The sequence below is a fragment of the Blautia sp. MSK.18.38 genome (assembly GCF_024460535.1).
GTDB classification, from domain to species: domain Bacteria; phylum Bacillota; class Clostridia; order Lachnospirales; family Lachnospiraceae; genus Blautia_A; species Blautia_A fusiformis.
The window spans coordinates 147,015-164,118 of sequence record NZ_JANFYP010000001.1 but is presented as its reverse complement, the minus strand read 5'-3'; the positions used below and the strand labels follow the sequence as shown (position 1 = coordinate 164,118).

The 17,104-nt window shown below is 45.8% G+C and carries 12 protein-coding genes; 6 read left to right on the top strand and 6 right to left on the bottom strand.

Annotated elements, in window-relative coordinates; translation table 11 throughout:
- Window positions 1-6 precede the first annotated feature (6 nt).
- Window positions 7-3,333: a transcription-repair coupling factor gene (gene mfd, locus NE638_RS00805; RefSeq protein WP_173745612.1), complete on the top strand. Its 3,327-nt coding sequence runs from the start codon at window positions 7-9 to the stop codon at window positions 3,331-3,333.
- A gap of 213 nt (window positions 3,334-3,546) precedes the next feature.
- A complete protein-coding gene (locus NE638_RS00800; RefSeq protein ID WP_049946995.1) occupies window positions 3,547-4,806 on the top strand; it encodes a hypothetical protein in 1,260 nt (419 codons plus the stop codon).
- A 106-nt stretch (window positions 4,807-4,912) separates the two neighbouring features.
- Here NE638_RS00800 and NE638_RS00795 read toward each other — a convergent pair whose 3' ends face one another.
- Together NE638_RS00795 and NE638_RS00790 are read right to left on the bottom strand one after the other, a co-directional pair.
- Window positions 4,913-5,710 carry an HAD family hydrolase gene (locus NE638_RS00795; protein WP_244091937.1) on the bottom strand — a complete coding sequence of 266 codons (798 nt, stop codon included), beginning with the start codon at window positions 5,708-5,710 and terminating at the stop codon, window positions 4,913-4,915.
- Window positions 5,711-5,720: 10 nt separating this feature from the next.
- Window positions 5,721-6,935: a DUF4317 domain-containing protein gene (locus NE638_RS00790; protein ID WP_092072040.1), complete on the bottom strand. Its 1,215-nt coding sequence runs from the start codon at window positions 6,933-6,935 to the stop codon at window positions 5,721-5,723.
- Between the two features lie 749 nt (window positions 6,936-7,684).
- Between NE638_RS00790 and NE638_RS00785 the strand changes: the two genes are divergently transcribed.
- Complete coding sequence (locus NE638_RS00785; protein WP_118607880.1) at window positions 7,685-8,626, top strand: hypothetical protein; 942 nt, start codon at window positions 7,685-7,687, stop codon at window positions 8,624-8,626.
- Window positions 8,627-8,695: 69 nt separating this feature from the next.
- Here the strand turns inward: NE638_RS00785 and NE638_RS00780 are convergent, their stop codons facing one another.
- Together NE638_RS00780 and NE638_RS00775 are read right to left on the bottom strand one after the other, a co-directional pair.
- On the bottom strand, window positions 8,696-9,340 hold the full coding sequence (locus NE638_RS00780; RefSeq protein ID WP_118607879.1) for an orotate phosphoribosyltransferase: 645 nt from the start codon (window positions 9,338-9,340) through the stop codon (window positions 8,696-8,698).
- A 368-nt stretch (window positions 9,341-9,708) separates the two neighbouring features.
- The gene (locus tag NE638_RS00775; RefSeq protein WP_015525518.1) at window positions 9,709-10,161 is read right to left on the bottom strand and encodes an Hsp20/alpha crystallin family protein; all 453 of its coding nucleotides are present in this window, start codon (window positions 10,159-10,161) and stop codon (window positions 9,709-9,711) included.
- Between the two features lie 515 nt (window positions 10,162-10,676).
- Here NE638_RS00775 and NE638_RS00770 point away from each other — a divergent pair.
- Window positions 10,677-12,308 carry a glycoside hydrolase family 36 protein gene (locus tag NE638_RS00770; RefSeq protein WP_243164922.1) on the top strand — a complete coding sequence of 544 codons (1,632 nt, stop codon included), beginning with the start codon at window positions 10,677-10,679 and terminating at the stop codon, window positions 12,306-12,308.
- Window positions 12,309-12,323: 15 nt separating this feature from the next.
- On the opposite strand, the gene NE638_RS00765 is transcribed toward NE638_RS00770, so the two are convergent.
- Entirely contained in the window at window positions 12,324-13,169 is an 846-nt protein-coding gene (locus tag NE638_RS00765) for an AraC family transcriptional regulator (protein WP_044962271.1), read from the bottom strand.
- A gap of 362 nt (window positions 13,170-13,531) precedes the next feature.
- Here NE638_RS00765 and NE638_RS00760 point away from each other — a divergent pair, with 362 nt between their 5' ends.
- Window positions 13,532-14,656 (top strand): aldo/keto reductase, encoded by a 1,125-nt coding sequence (locus NE638_RS00760; protein WP_021652764.1) that lies wholly within the window; start codon window positions 13,532-13,534, stop codon window positions 14,654-14,656.
- A gap of 49 nt (window positions 14,657-14,705) precedes the next feature.
- On the top strand, window positions 14,706-15,797 hold the full coding sequence (locus NE638_RS00755; protein ID WP_015525523.1) for a PTS transporter subunit IIC: 1,092 nt from the start codon (window positions 14,706-14,708) through the stop codon (window positions 15,795-15,797).
- A gap of 91 nt (window positions 15,798-15,888) precedes the next feature.
- Here NE638_RS00755 and NE638_RS00750 read toward each other — a convergent pair whose 3' ends face one another.
- Window positions 15,889-16,980, bottom strand: a complete 1,092-nt coding sequence (locus NE638_RS00750) for a DnaJ C-terminal domain-containing protein (RefSeq protein WP_059086226.1) — start codon at window positions 16,978-16,980, stop codon at window positions 15,889-15,891.
- Window positions 16,981-17,104 lie beyond the last annotated feature (124 nt).

Genomic DNA, 17,104 nt, shown 5'->3' with positions numbered 1-17,104 from the left:
GTTTGTATGGAAGCATTTTTGCATCCTCTGCAGGGTCTTGCAGAGTTTGAGGAAATAAAAAAGCGCTGTGGCGCAAACTGCGGAATTCTTAATGTTTCCGGATGCATGGAGTCCCAGAAGGTCCATCTGATGTATGGACTTTCCGGGCTTTTTCCATATCATCTGATCCTTGCGGATGATGAGCGCAACGCAAAGGAAATCTATGAGGATTACCGCTTCTATGACAAAAATGTATATTTTTATCCGGCAAAGGATCTTCTGTTTTTTCAGGCAGATATTCACGGAAATCTTCTGATCCGGCAGCGGATGCGTGTGATCCGGGCACTTCTGGAACAGGAAGAAGTGACCGTTGTTACCAGCATTGACGGATGTATGGATTTCTTGATGCCGCTGGAAAAGATCAGAAGCAGACTTCTTCATTTTAAAAGTGACAGTGTGATCGATCTGGATCAGCTGAAGGAAGAGCTGGTAGAGCTGGGGTATGAACGCACTGGTCAGGTAGAGCTTCCGGGGCAGTTTTCTGTGCGTGGAGGAATCATTGATATCTATCCGCTGACAGAGGATAATCCTTGGCGTATCGAACTGTGGGATGATGAGGTGGATTCTATCCGGAGCTTTGATGCGGAAAGTCAGAGATCTCTGGAAAATGTAGATGAAATTACGATTTATCCGGCCGCAGAAAAGATGGACGGAGAAGATATGGTATCCTTTCTGGATTATTTTCCGGAAGAAAAAACACTGGTGTTTCTGGATGAACTGAACCACCTGGCAGAAAACGGCGAGGGTGTGGAGGAAGAGTACCGTCAGAGTCGTATGCACAGAGAGGAAAAAGGCGAGGCAAATCTTCCGGAGCAGTGGCTATGTGGCTTTCAGGAACTGCAGAAGAAGCTGAACAGGCGGAATTGTGTGGCTGTATCCGCACTTTCTCCCAGACGTTCCGGATGGAAGATCAATGAGGAATTTGATCTTACGGTGAAGTCTGTAGATTCTTATAACAGCAGCTTTGAACTTCTGGTAAAGGATCTCATTCAGTATAAGAGTCAGGGATACCGGATCGCATTGCTCTCCGGTTCCAGGACCAGGGCGGAGCGTCTGGCAAAGGATCTTTCAGAGGAAGGACTGAATGCTTTTTACAGCCAGGACATGGATCGTATCATCAGTCCCGGGGAGATCATGGTGGTCTATGGTCACGCAAGACGTGGCTTCCAGTATCCGCTGATCAAATTTGCAGTGATGACGGAAACCGATATTTTCGGCAAAGAGCAGAAAAAGCGTAAAAAAAAGAAAAAGTACAGCGGAAACAGGATCCAGGATTTTGCAGAGCTTTCCATTGGTGATCTTGTTGTTCATGAAAAGCACGGACTGGGTATTTACCGTGGAATCGAAAAGGTAGAGGTTGACCGTGTTGTGAAGGATTACATCAAGATCGAATACCGGGGCGGCAGTAATCTCTATATCCTGGCAACCCAGCTGGATGCTTTACAGAAATATTCAGGATCCTCCGAAAATGCAAAAACGCCTAAGCTGAACAAGCTTGGCGGTCAGGAGTGGAATAAGACCAAGAGCCGTGTTAAGGGTGCGGTAAAAAATATCGCAAAAGAGCTGGTAGAGCTTTATGCAGTCCGCCAGGAGAAAGAGGGGTATGTCTGCGGACCGGATACCGTATGGCAGAAGGAATTTGAGGAGATGTTTCCCTATGAGGAGACAGAGGATCAGCTGGCAGCCATTGAGGATACCAAGAGAGACATGGAAAGCACCAGGATCATGGACCGTCTTGTGTGTGGTGACGTTGGTTACGGAAAGACGGAGGTGGCTTTAAGAGCTGCGTTTAAGGCAGTACAGGAAAGCCGGCAGGTGGTTTATCTGGTCCCTACTACCATTCTTGCCCAGCAGCATTACAATACCTTTGTACAGCGTATGAAAGAATTTCCGGTGAAGGTGGAGCTTCTCTGCCGTTTCCGGACATCTGCCCAGCAGAAAAAGACCATCGAAGGGATCAAAAAGGGGCAGGTAGATATTGTGATCGGCACCCACAGAGTTCTTTCAAAAGATGTGGAATTTAAAAATCTTGGACTTCTGATCATTGATGAGGAGCAGCGCTTCGGTGTTACTCACAAGGAGAAGATCAAGCAGATGAAAAAAGATGTGGATGTACTGACGCTGACGGCAACGCCGATTCCGAGAACTCTTCATATGAGTCTCATCGGTATCCGTGATATGAGCGTTCTGGAAGAGCCGCCGATGGATCGTGTGCCGATCCAGACATACGTTATGGAGTATGATGAGGAGACTGTTCGGGAAGCCATCCGCAGGGAGCTTCGCCGGGGTGGACAGGTGTATTACGTATATAATCGAGTCAATGACATTGCCGAAGTAGCCCTTCGGATATCCAGACTTGTGCCGGAGGCCAGAGTGGATTTTGCACATGGACAGATGAGTCAGAGGGAACTGGAGCAGGTAATGTATGATTTTATCAATGGAGATGTGGATGTACTGGTTTCCACCACTATTATTGAGACAGGACTGGATATTTCCAACGTAAACACTATGATCATCCATGATTCGGACAGATATGGCCTTTCCCAGCTTTATCAGCTCCGTGGGCGTGTAGGACGTTCCAACAGGACTGCTTATGCATTCCTGATGTATACCAAAAACAAGATGCTCCAGGAGACCGCGGAGAAACGGCTCAGCGCCATGCGGGAGTATTCAGACCTTGGAAGCGGTTTTAAGATAGCTATGAAGGATCTGGAGCTTCGTGGAGCAGGAAATCTTCTTGGTGCTCAGCAGCACGGGCATATGAACGCAGTTGGTTATGACCTTTACTGTAAGATGCTCAGTGAGGCTGTCAAGGAGGCAAAGGGAATCCGGACTATGGATGATTTTGAGACGACCATTGATCTCAACATTGATGCATTTATCCCGGATTCCTATATCGGCAACGAGTTCCAGAAGCTGGATATTTATAAGCGTATTGCCGGTATTGAAAGCCAGCAGGAATATGACGATATGTTGGAGGAGCTGATCGACCGTTTTGGTGAGCCGACAAAAGCTGTGTTGAACCTTCTTGCTATTGCAAGGCTGAAGGCTCTTGCCCATCAGGGATATGTGACGGAGATCAAGCAGCTTGGAAAAGATGTCCGGATCACGCTCTATGAAAAGGCTAAGCTGGATCCCGCAGGTATCCCGGCTATTATGGCGCAGTACCGGAGAGGTTTGCAGTTTAAGGCTGATCATGAGCCGAAATTTATCCTGACACCACAGGGAAGGCTGATCGAAGAGCTGATGAAGTTTGCGGGGAAGCTGGCAAAACTGGCAGAGCCACTGGAGTAAAGGGAAGAATCAGCTAAGCTTAGGGTTATCCACGGGAAAAAACATCCGGTTTGTGGATACCGGATATTTTCCCGGAAAGACTTGTGGATAATTTGTGAAATGTCGTGTAAGTTCGTGAAATTCCTTGCTCTTAAAGGTGAAAACGTTTATAATCAAGTATTATGGAATAAGAGCCGGACCGTGATTCTTATGGACGGATAGATGGAGGATGAAATGAGAAATTCAGTAAAGAAAGCGGCAGTTACTGCTCTTGTCTGCGTTACAGCGGCAGGAATGATGGCAGGCTGCGGAAATAAAAAACTCGATGGTACAAAGATCGCAGTGACAGTCAATAAGCAGGAAATCCCGTTTGGCGTTGTAAGTCTGGCAGCACGTATGCAGCAGGCACAGGCTGAGGCAATGTACAAGATGTATCTTGGCGGCGGAAGCGATATGTCTATCTGGAGTACCAAAATGGATGATGATTCCGATGAGACTTACGGTGAAAATGCGGTAACAACTTCTGTTGAAACTGTTGAAAAGATGTGTCTGGAGAAAGAACACGCTTCCGAGTATGATGTTGAAATCACAGATGACGAGCAGAAGGCTCTTGAGGAAGCTGCCAAGAACTTCATGGCTGCCAATTCTGATGAGACAATTGCAGAGCTTGCAGTTGATGAAGATATGGTGAAGACTTTCCTCGAGCTTGAAACATACGATGTGAAGATGAAGGATGCCATTGAAGCCAAAGCGGACGTGAAGCTGGATGAGAAAGAATATCAGCAGATGTCCTTCAGCTATGCAAGTGCAAAGGTCAGCGGAGATGATCTTTCCGATGATGATATCAAGAAGAATAAAGAGAATCTTCAGAAGTTCTATGACAAGGTTAAAGAGGATCCGGCTGCAGATTTCAATACTCTTGGAGATGAGATCTCCAAGGATATGACCGCAACAACCGGAACATGCCCTACCTATGAGGAAGGTGATGACAGTGCTGCCAACGGAACTACTTATCCGGATGAGGTTCGTACCGCTTTAAGAAAGCTGGACGAGGGTGCACTGAACGAGGAGATCATAAAGACAGATTCCGTATGGTATGTTGTGAGACTGGATTCCAAGAATGATAAAACTGCAACGGAGAGTAAGAAAGAGTCTCTGACAAACACCAAGAAGGATGATTTCTATAATGATACAACAGATGGCTGGAAGAAGAAAGCTGATATCAAAGAAGAGAAAAAATTGATTAAGAAGATCAAGATCACAGATAATCACAGCTTTACGATCCAGACTCCAACTCCGACACCGGACCCGGATGTAACTGAGACACCGACAGCAGATTCTGCAGAGGCTGAGGCAACCGAGACACCGGCAGCTGAGGAGCAGACCGATGTGACCGAGACACCGGAGACAGAGGGAGATTCTGCAAAGGCTGATGAGGAGACTGCAGACAGTACAGAATCTGAGGCAGCTGCTACACCGGAAGCTGAGAAATAAGATACAATGTTTACAATGGAATGATAAGAGAAAAGACAACGAGCCGTGTACGGGTTTATCGTACACGGCTCGTTTTTTGTAATGCTCATGCCTGCTTTATGGATCGTCAGATTAGATCGAGATGCTCCAGTGCGTGAAGAATCCCGTCCCTGTCTACTGCGCTTGTCTGGTATGTGCAGTGCTTTTCGATGCCTCCGTAAGCATTTCCCATAGCAACGCTGACTCCGGCAGCTTTCAGCATGGGAAGGTCGTTGGGACTGTCTCCGAATGCATAGCAGTTTTCCTTGGGGATGGAAAGGCGGTCCAGGAGAAATTCCATGCCTGTGGCTTTGCTGGTACCCTTTTGTGTGACTTCCCAGATTCCGTCTCCGTGATCAAAATAGGTGTAATGATCATTACAGAAGCTGCGGAATTTTTCGACATCGGAATCCGGCAGCATATGTACCAGGAATTTGTCATAAGAGTAAGTGCAGGCATCCTCCCGATTGAATTTCGTGATGTCGACCATTGGAATTTCTTTTCGCATTTTGACTCCGAATTCGGACTGGGCCGGAGATGCGCCATCATACAGGATCTCAGTGTTGGATTCAAAAATTGCCTCGATCTTGCATTTGCGGAGAAGGTCTACGGTTTCCTTGCACAGAAGATTTGGGACTGTGCGGAAAAAAAGCAATTTGTTGTCCATGTAAATGTGGGTTCCACAGCCGTATATATAGCCATCGAAATGAAGCTCTGAGAGTGCAGAGGGCATCATTACTTTGGTGCGGCCGGTGTTGATGAAAAGAAGATGACCGTTTTCATGGGCTTTTGTGAGGGCGCGGCTGGTGCTCTCCGGAACCTTGAAGGGGTGAGGCGTAAGCAGTGTGCCGTCTATGTCGAAGAACAGGATTTTTTTATCGTTCATAAGGTCTCCTTTAAAATGGGATTTCTTCTTCGGTGTTACTGTTATCAATGTCAGTAATATCATTAACAGGAAGCGGTTCTGCGGATGTATCTTCAACAGAGTTCAGTGTGCTGACACGGATACCGTTGAGTTCTATTTCACTTTCCATGGGGATCACAAGGCATTTTCGACCATCGATGATGCGGGTTTCTACCAGTTCTGCCCGGTCCGGTGCTACATGGATCACCACGTCAGGGGTTTTGATCTCGAATTTCCGGGTGTTGGTGATGTTGGATGCTACCAGAGCTGATTTTTCTCCTGCGGCAAGCTCATACTGTTCATCGAAGTTCTGGAGCTTTTCGTCTTCTACGCCGCATTCTTCGAAGAGACGTTTGACTTCGGATTTGGTGAGGACAACAGGTTCCGGTTCGTCCTTCTGGGATTCGATGAGATCGTTGAGCTTTTCGTGGATCTCAAGGACTGTGTCGTAGGCACAGTCATCACCAAGGGTTTCTTCCACCAGAGCATTGAAGGAGTCACGCTGGGTTCCGGCAGATAGTGGTGTGGTGCAGCCGAAGACTTCTTCCATCATGGTGGAGCGGAGATTTTCGGCGTTTTTGGTGTAGTAGAGAAGTCCGTGGATATCGGTACTGCGGTCGTTGAACTGTGGGAAAAGGAAGCCCCAGTCAGGCATTTCTACCAGCCAGTCCCGGATACGGTCTTCAATATTGTTTGTCTCTGCATTGTAATGCAGGCCTGCTTTGGAGAGCTTGACCGGGCAGATACTGCAGAGGATGTGATCGTAGATCTCATCGGAAGCGTCGAACATTTCGGCACCGTCGGAGGATTTGCCGGGGATGTCGTAGACTGCGTGGATGAGGATGATGTAGTAGTTTTCACCGTAGTCGTAGTTTTCTATGATTCTGTCGTAGAAGGCTTCGGTGAGGGTGTCGTCGGTGAGTTTGCTTTTGCGGAGTTTCATGAGGAAGTTTTGGGTTCCGCCTTCAGCTTCCTGATCCAGGGGAAATTCCATGTTGATGAGGTTTTTTCCGATGGTGCCGGTGAGGGTTTTTCGGAAGATGTCGAAGTATTTGAAGGTTTCTTCCTCTGATAAGGATAAGAAGGCTTCTTTGAGTTCGGTTTTTTTGTTTTTTTCACCGTCTACGTAGCAGCCGCAGATGCGGGTGATGGAGCAGCGGTCAGGGGTGAATTGTTTTTTTATTTCTGCGATTTCTTTTTTGTTCATGTGTGGTTTACCTCGGTTTTTTAATTAGTTTGATTATAGCACAGGTGTTTGGTGGGGGCAAGATGACGCGGACGGACGTGTGAGATTTGCAGCAGAAGTCCGGGTGCCGTCGTTTCGCCTGGTCATACTAAGCGTCTGAGGTGTCTCACGGAGCGGCCGGCCCATAACTCGCCATGTACGCTGATGCGTACCTGGCTCAGACAGATGGGCCTTACCCTGCGGCTTGTGGCCGCCGGATACCTCTCCGTGAACCACCTCAGACGCTAAGTATGGACCAAGGCTCACTCCAAAGCACCCGGACTTCTGCTGCAAACCTCACACTGTGCGGTCATGTTGGGAGGGATAGAGTGGTCTGACGGGAGTTGGATGAGCCATCAGCGCTGCGCTGGATGGCTGGGAGGAAAGGCTGAGTTTCCTTGTGGTTTGCCGGGGAGGTTGTGAGCGTCGGCGCGTTGCTGGACGCCTGTAGTTTGGAAGGTTGAGATTCCATGTGGTTTGGAGGGAGATTGTGAATGTCGGCGTGTTGCTGGACGCTGGAAGGTGGTGTCGAAATTTGGAGATGGGTTTTTGTGGTGTTGTGGTGGGATGTGTGGTATGATTTGTATATCTTATAAGATCTATCCATTTATTTGGTTTCTTTTTGCTTCAATGTCTGAAGCGTTTTTTCAAAAATATTTATAAAAACTGTATACAGGGTTTCTGAAGTGTTTGGTTGATGGTATAATTGTATATACCAGAAGGAGTATTGTTTGAGAGATAATACGATTTTTGATGATGTTTTTCGTACTATGATGGAGAAAATGACGTTTCTGGTCGTGCCTTTGATCAATGATGTTTTTCATACATCATACCCGGCTGATGTGGAGATTGTGCAGCTGCGTAATGAGTATCAGCGGGTGGATGGTGAGATTATTACGGATTCTCGGCTGTTGATCGGAAACAGGATTTATCATATAGAATGTCAGAGTACGGATGACACGACAATGGCTGTACGGATGATAGAGTATGATTTTGCAACTGCTGTTGAGTTTGCCAGAAAGCAGGGACGGAGGTATCGGATGGAGTTTCCACGTTCTTGTGTGTTGTATCTGAGAAATAGTAGGAATACGCCGGATTTTCTGGAAGTGGATGTGGTTTTTCCGGATGGAGGATGTCATTTGTACAGAGTGCCTGCCATTAAAGTAGAGAATTATACAAAAGATAATATATTTGAAAAGAGTCTTCTTATGCTGCTTCCTTTTTATATCATGCGATATGAAAAAAGAGGGCATGAGATGAGTGAGAATCCACAACTTTTTCAGGAATTACTGAATGAATATGAAGTGATCCGGAGTAAACTGGAGGTAGAGATCACTGAATCTGGAAGGTCCGAACTGTTCAGTGATCTGATTGGACTGATAACTCGGATATCTGATCATATTTTCAGAAATGAGGAGAAAGTCCGGAAAGGAATAGGTGAGATTATGGGTGGACATGTTCTGGAACTGGAATCTGAGAAAAGGGCAAGACTGATGGCGGAAGCTAAAGAACAGGGGCGAGAACAGGGAATGGCCCAGGGAATGGCCCAGGGGGAAGAACGACTTAGTGTTCTGATCAACAGGCTTATACTTGATAATCGTGGTAATGAGATTCAGAAGGTTGTTACAGATAAAGAAATGCGTGAAGCTATGTACAGAGAATATCAATTATAATAAGAAAAGATAAAGAGAATCCCCCACTGGTTTTGCTATCCATGGGGGATTCGTTGATTGATCTGAATCTTATAATACAGAATATCCGTAACTGCTGACAATAGCATCGATCTTCTGGCGGTTTTTGCACAGTGGGCAGTTGTCAGAGCGGTAGGAGTGATAGTCCGGGATGTCTCTGGCCTGAAAGATAGAGTGGACAGGGAGTGTGGCTACACTGTCTACACTGCTGTAGATGGCTGCCACGCCGCGGATCTTACCGCCATAGTACAGAACGCTTTCGATAGCTCGGTTCAATGTGGATCCGGTGGTGATGGAACCATTTAGGACGAGGATGTTTTTTCCATTGATCATTGGTTCATAGTTGTCGCGGAAGATCATCTGCCCGGTGCTGTTGAACTCAGGGGTGATGACGTAGATGGTCTGGTGTGCGTTCATGGAAAGGACGCCGGCTTTGGTCAGTTCTTCGGCGAGATAAGCACCGATCACTTCAAGTCCGTCCATGCAGACGATGGTGTCTACCGGAATGGATGCTTCGTAATTTGCTGCGAGAGCGGATGCAATACGCTGTGCTTCAGCGCATCTGGATTTCATAGTAGTGAGATCCAGGTAGTGTGTGATATGGGACTGGGATGTTACGAAGTGTCCCGGAATCATTTTAAGCTGTATGCGGTTGTCATTGCGTGCATAAATTTTTATGATGTTGTCCTGATCCATAATAAAAACCTCCTGTCGTGATCATGTTTTACGTGGTTGTTCAGGAGAATTATCCTGAAGGATTACGAAACAGATTTATTTAACCGAATGCGGATTGCAAATATCCGATTAGCTGTGCATATTATACCATTAATTTCAAAAAAATGAAATAATATAATACAAAATATATAAAAAATATTCAAAAGATCAAGCATATTTGTTAAAAAATATCCAATATCATGAAAACTTTGACAAAAGGATCATTACTATAGAGTGAAAGTATTTGTGAGTACGTAGTAAATTGGAAAGAGAGTGTCATATGTATTATTGAGTATAAAAAAGAGGAGGAGAATCCCTATGGATCCTCCCCCTGTGAGAGTGAGTCAATGTCAGCCTTCAATAGATACATATTTATCAGCTTCAATCTCTTCAGCTGCTTTTTTCGGAATAGAAAGTCTCAGAACACCGTTCTCAAATTTTGCATGGACATCTTCGTTTTTTACACCATTACCAACATAGAAGCTTCTGCTTGTGCTGCCGGCATAACGTTCACGGCGGATATAATTGCCTTTCTTGTCTTCCTCGTCTTTGTCAAGACCCTTGGCAGCGGAGATGGTAAGATAACCATCCTTCAGCTGTACCTGTACTTCATCTTTCTTAAATCCTGGAAGATCTACATCCAGCTCATAGCCTTTATCTGTTTCACGTACATCAGTTTTCATGATATTTTTTGCATGTTTGCCATAAAGAGGGTTCTTTCCGCTAAAGAAATTATCTCTGAATCCAAAATCATCCATCCAGTCATCAAATAAGTTTTCTCCAAATACACTCGGGAACATCATAAGTCATTTCTCCTTTCAAATTGAAAAGCCGTTCCGGTGGATCAAGAAATCCAACTGTTGCCGGTATATAGTTACCACTTCGGGTTATTCCGCAGTGGTGATCGTTTGGTTTTATTCTGAACATCTGGAAGTTCTTTTTTATCTCCTTCTTTGTTCTATATGTAATATAACACTTGTTGCTAGCAAAGTCAAGAGGTGAGTGCTAAAAAATTGTGAAGAATTTGTGTTAAGTAAAATGAAAAACTAATTTCCACCTTTAGCCCCTTATGTTCTTATATTAAAAAGCGAATCGGACAAGGACTGAAAATCTTATGCAGATTGAACATTCTGCAATGTTATAATAACTTTAAAGCATAGAAAAAATCAAAAAAATCAATATAATAAGGCATATAGACAAAATGTATTAAAAAAATTTTTCGTACATTCTTCTGAGTTGAACAGACGATAGAAAGACAGTATTCATGAGTATGCAGGTAAAGCAAAATGTAAATGAAAAAGTACAGGAGGAGAGAATAATGCAGAAAAAATATGCAGATTTTAAGCTTGGGGTACCGGATTATGTAACAGTGGAAACAGAAGAGGAGAGACTTGTGTGCCAGGGAGGGCAGACGACAGTAGCTGCCGGTGCAACTACTGTGGAATTTCAGAACGCAGGTGAACATGAGGATATATTTGTCACATCCGAGGATGCAGTGAGATGTGTGAAACTGAGATGGAACTACAAGATCCCGAAATCCGCCAGATTTCTGGGAGATGCCTGGGAACGTACCTATGGTGATGCGGAATGGCATGGAATGAGCGGAAACCGTTATCTGCCATGGTATTTTCTGGCGAAGCTTTCTGAGAAGGTTCTCTGCTTTGGCGTAAAGGTCCGTCCTTCTGCTATGTGCTGCTGGCAGGTGGATACCAAAGGAATTACTTTGTTTCTGGATGTTCGCTGCGGAAATACAGGAGTACAGCTGAAAGGAAGAAAGCTGTGTGCCGCACAGATCGTCTGCATGGAAGCAGAAGGAGCAGATACTTTTGAAACTGCACAGAAATTCTGTGAAAAAATGTGTACAGATCCGATCTTCCCGGAGTTTCCGGTATATGGAAGCAATAACTGGTACTATGCTTACGGTGACAGCTCCGAAGAGGAGATCTTAAGTGATACCGATTATATCCTGAAACTGACCGAAGGTGTAAAAAATCCTCCGTTCATGGTCATTGATGATTGCTGGCAGGAGCATCACCGCCTGGATGAATACAACGGTGGACCATGGACAAAAGGCAATGACAGATTTCCGGATATGAAAGGTCTTGCAGACAAGCTGGAGAAAAAAGGTGTCCGCCCGGGTATCTGGGTCCGTCTGCTTCTTAATGAAGATGAGAATATCCCGAATGAGTGGAGGATTTCCTATAATGACTGTCTCGATCCGTCCCACCCGGATGCACTGGAATATATCCGTAAAGATATCGAGAGGATCTGTGATTGGGGATACACGCTGATCAAGCATGATTTTTCTACCTTTGATCTCTTTGGAAAATGGGGATTTGAGGCGAATTTAAGAGACAATTCCATGGAGAAATGGCATTTTTATGATCAGACCAAAACCAGCGCAGAAATCGTAAAAATGCTTTATCAGGAGATTTATGATGCTTCCCGGAGCAACAACGCAGTGATCATCGGCTGCAATACTATCGGACATCTCGGCGCAGGCCTGATGCATCTGAACCGGACCGGTGACGATACCAGCGGACGTATCTGGGAGCGTACCAGACGAATGGGCGTAAATACGCTGGCATTCCGTCTTCCGCAGCACAATACGTTTTACCATATTGATGCAGACTGTGTCGGTATTTTCGGAATGATCCCATGGGAGAAAAATCGTCAGTGGGCAGACGTTCTTGCAAAGAGCGGTACACCACTGTTTGTATCCGCAAAACCTGGAGTTTTGAATCCGGAGGAATTTGAGGAGCTGCATCAGATCATGCTGCGTGCATCAGAACAGGAAGAGCATTTTGTTCCGCTTGACTGGGAAGAAATCGACTGCCCGGAGGTATGGGGAGAAAACGGCGAAACTATCACTTATGACTGGTTTGACAACGAAGGTCCGACCATGGATGCTACGGTGGAGTACTATAATGCCAAGGTAGTTGTTCCGTAAATCAGGAAAAGTGGTTCAGCAATCCAGAAGATCCTCGGCATGATGATATTTTTCCCGGTATTCCCGTGGCGTCATGCCGGTTTCTTTTTTGAAGGCACGGGAAAAGGCAAATGGATTTTGATATCCGCAGGAGAACGCCACGCTGGAGACAGGGATATCCGTGATGGTCAGAAGCTCCCGGGCGTTGATGATCTTGGCTGAAGTCAGGAATGCTTGGGGTGTGGTTCCAAGATGTTTTTTAAAAAGTCCGTAAAGGTGGCTGCGGCTGATATGGAGATAGTCAGCAACATCTGTCACAGTGATATTCTGTAGCGGACTTTTTTTGATGTAATCAACAGCCTGTGTGATGTAAAAATTCTCATTGGATTCCATGGTGGTGTAGGAAGCATGAAATTCTTCCTCCAGCAGGGCAATGATCCGGTAAAGACCGCTCTGGATATAGGCCTCACCGGAAGGCGTCAGTTGTGGATGAGCCATCATTTCAAGAATAGTTTCCTGATATGGAAGAACCGAATTCAGCTGCTGGACCGGAGTTTCCCCGGTAAGATGGCAGTGTTCGCAAAGCGTTGGAGCGTTTTCCCCGTTGAAACAGATCCAGATATAAGTCCAGGGATCAGAAGGTTCCGCTTTGTAGAGAGAGCTGGTCACAGGAGGAATGAAAAAGCACTGTCCGGCTTTCAAGGTATATTTCCGGTTGTTCATATAGAAATATCCCTGTCCGCTCAGCACAAAATGGATGGTGTAATATCGCCGGACACCAGGGCCGTAGGACTGTTCCGGTGTACATTTTTCCCAGCCGCAGGAAATAAGATGAAGTTCTTTTGATGAAGTCTGGCGGTTCATGACCTGCTTGTTTTTCATGAGAGTTTTCTGCCTTTCGATATATGGTTATTATAAGTAATATCAGTTTAAAATATTTGATCTGAGGTGTAAAGAACAAAGATGAACTGATAGGACAAAAGACAGTTGCCGTGCGATAAACGTGTGGCAGCTGTTTTTCTGTTTTCTGCAAAAATTCAGACGTAATGCAGGCATTGTCTTGACACTTGTAAAAGAAAAAGGTTTACCACCAGGAAAAATATCGTTATAATAGGAGAAACGCAGTTTCTCTGCGGCAAAAATATAACGGTCCGGGAGATATCTGTGTCAGAAATATTGCTTATCCGGTGATATATCAGATGATATGAGGAATTTTCCGGTATGTAATAAGAAGGGAGAAAGATATGGCATATTTAGGTGAAGAGATCAAAAAACTTGGTTTTGGCCTTATGAGACTTCCGCAGAAATCAGAAGGTGTGATCGATGTGGAGCAGACCAAAGTCATGGTGGACAAATTTATGGAAGCCGGATTTACATATTTTGATACAGCATGGGCTTATGCAGGAAGCGAAGATGCTATCCGCGAAGCGCTGGTAGAGCGTTATCCGAGAGAAAAATATCAGTTAGCCACCAAGATGGCAGCCTGGATCAACTGCAAGACAAGAGATGAAGCTCTTGCACAGTTTAAAACATCTCTGGAGAGAACAAAGGCAGGATATTTCGACTTTTATCTTCTCCACAATCTTGGAGAGCACAGAACAAAATATTTTGATGAGTACGGTTTATGGGACTGGATCCATGAACAGAAGGAAGCCGGTCTGATCAGACATGCAGGATTTTCGTTCCACTCCACACCGGAGGAGCTGGATGCACTTCTCACTGCACATCCGGAAATGGAATTTGTACAGCTGCAGATCAATTACGCAGACTGGGAAAATCCGGTGATCCAGTCAAGAGCCTGCTACGAGGTAGCCAGAAAACATGGAAAACCGGTCATTATCATGGAACCTGTAAAAGGCGGCATGCTTGCAACTCCGCCGGAAGCAGTGGAAAAGCTTCTGAAGGAAGCAGAGCCGGAAGCATCCACAGCATCCTGGGCGATCCGTTTTGCGGCAAATCTGGAAGGCGTGATCACCGTACTTTCCGGAATGAGCAATGTTGCACAGATGGAGGATAACCTTTCCTTTATGAAGGATTTCAATGGCCTTACTGACAGTGAGAAGGAGACTCTTGATAAGGCAAGAGAGGCTATGAGCAAAATTCCTCTGATCCCATGTACAACCTGTAACTACTGTGCAAAGGTCTGTCCGATGGAAATCGGAATTTCCGGTTCTTTTACAGCAATGAATTATCTGACATTGTACGGAAATAAAGCCGCCGCAGCGCATCAGGAAGACTGGCTGGTAGTCAGTCATGGCAGAAAGCGTGCAGATGAATGTATAAAATGCGGACAGTGTGAGGAAGTATGTCCGCAGCATATTTCCATCCGCGAGGAACTTGAGAAAGTAAGCGAGGCTTTTTGCAAATAAAGGAACTGATCCGGCAGGAAGCGGATCAGGGTAAGGAGAGAGTTTAAAAATGGAAAAATTCAAAGCATTTCTAAAACGGAAGGATATCGAGATCTCTCTGAAGAGATATGGTATCGATGCACTGGGAGCTATGGCACAGGGACTTTTCTGTTCCCTGCTGATCGGTACGATCATCAACACCATTGGCACACAGTTTCACATTCCGTTTCTGACTATGGCAGTTGCCACAGTCAATGATACCCAGTATACAGTAGGTTCTCTGGCATCTGCCATGAGTGGCCCTGCCATGGCAGTAGCCATCGGTTACGCCTTGCATTGCCCGCCGCTGGTATTGTTTTCGCTGATCACCGTTGGATTTGCCTCCAACGCACTTGGCGGAGCAGGCGGTCCTCTGGCTGTACTGTTTGTTGCCATTGTTGCAGCTGAGATCGGTAAGGCAGTTTCAAAGGAAACAAAGATCGATATCCTTGTAACGCCTCTTGTAACCATCGGTGTGGGCGTAGGTCTTTCCGCATGGTGGGCACCGGCTCTTGGAAAAGCTGCCATGAAGGTAGGAAGCGTGATCATGTGGGCAACAGATCTGCAGCCATTCTTTATGGGAATCTTGGTTTCTGTATTTGTTGGAATCGCACTAACGCTGCCGATCTCTTCTGCTGCGATCTGCGCGGCTCTGGGACTTACCGGACTGGCAGGCGGCGCTGCAGTAGCGGGCTGCTGTGCGCAGATGGTAGGTTTTGCGGTCATGTCCTTCAGGGAAAACAAATGGGGTGGTCTTGTCTCTCAGGGAATTGGAACTTCCATGCTCCAGATGGGTAATATTGTCAGAAATCCAAGGATCTGGATCGCTCCGATCGTAACATCTGCTATCACAGGACCTATTGCAACCTGCTTGTTCAGGCTTCAGATGAACGGAACTGCTGTATCCTCAGGAATGGGTACTTGCGGTTTTGTAGGTCAGATCGGTGTGTATACAGGATGGATGAATGATATTGCAGAAGGAACCAAGACAGCTGTTACAGCTATGGACTGGGCAGGACTTTTCCTGATCTCTTTTATTCTCCCGGCAGTTCTCTGCCCGTTGATCAATATGTTTGTACGTAAGCTCGGATGGGTGAAAGATGGAGATATGACGCTGTCATAAGCTATATCAGATCTTACTTTAAAATCAAAAAAGAGTATCACAGGAACTCATTGATAGTGATGAGCTTTGTGATACTCTTTTATTTTAACTTTTATGCTACATGTGATCCGGTGGCATTACTCCGTTCCAGTCCACAGGCCTTTGCATATTCATGGAGTTTCTCTTTTGCGGAATAATTCAGATTCTGAGGAACTTGGATCTGAATGGTTACATACTGATCACCGCGGACGGAAGGGTTCTTCATGGAAACAATGCCTTTTCCTCTCAGGCGGATCTTGGAACCGGACTGCATACCTTCCCTGATCTTACAGATAACATTTCCGTAAAGGGTGGGAACGGTGGCTTCACCGCCGAAAACAGCGGTTGTGTAAGGAATAGAAATGGTGGTATAAACATCCGATCCCTTTCGTTCATAGCCAGGACGTGTTCCTACGGTAACCTTCAGAAGAAGGTCACCAGGCTCACCGCCGCCGGTTCCGGGCATGCCTTTTCCTTTCAGACGGATACTCTTGCCGGTATCAATACCTGCCGGAATATGAATCTGAAGTGTCTGCGGTGCACCGGAGCTTCCGTCCGGACCGGACAGAGAGATCCTTTTATCTGCACCAAAAGCTGCCTCATCAAAGGTAACGTTGATGCTGGCCTTCACATCAGAGCCTTTTTGCGGAAAATCCTGTTGATGGAATCCGCCGAAGCCGTTGCCACTGTGAAAGCCACTTCCGCCAAATCCACTGTGAAAGCCGCCACCGTTACCGGTGAAATGCTCATATGTGCCATTGCTGCCGAAACCGCGGCTTTCGCCGTGACTGCCGTGGAACATATTTCCGAAGATATCACCAAAAATATCGTCCATATTTTCACCGTTAAAATGAAATTCTTGATAGCTGCCATTGCCGCCACCCTGGAATCCGCCGAATCCACCGGCACCTGCGCCGGCTCCAGGATCAGCTCCTGCTTCAAATGCGGCATGACCAAACTGATCATACATTTTTTTCTTCTTTGGATCACTTAAGACATCGTAGGCTTCGTTTACTTCTTTAAATTTATCTGCGGCATCTGCATTACCGGCGTTTGTATCCGGATGATATTTTTTGGCCAGTTTACGATAGGCTTTTTTTATTGTTTTTTCATCTGCGTTCCGGTCAATGCCCAGAACATCGTAATAATCTCTTTTTACTGCCATGGTATTCACCTTCCCTTATATTATAGTCTGCAGCGTCCCGGATGATTGATCTGTCCTCTCAGAGGACAGATCTCCCGGACTGTCATATATTGAACGTATGCGTATAAAATTCCCCGGGAAAAAT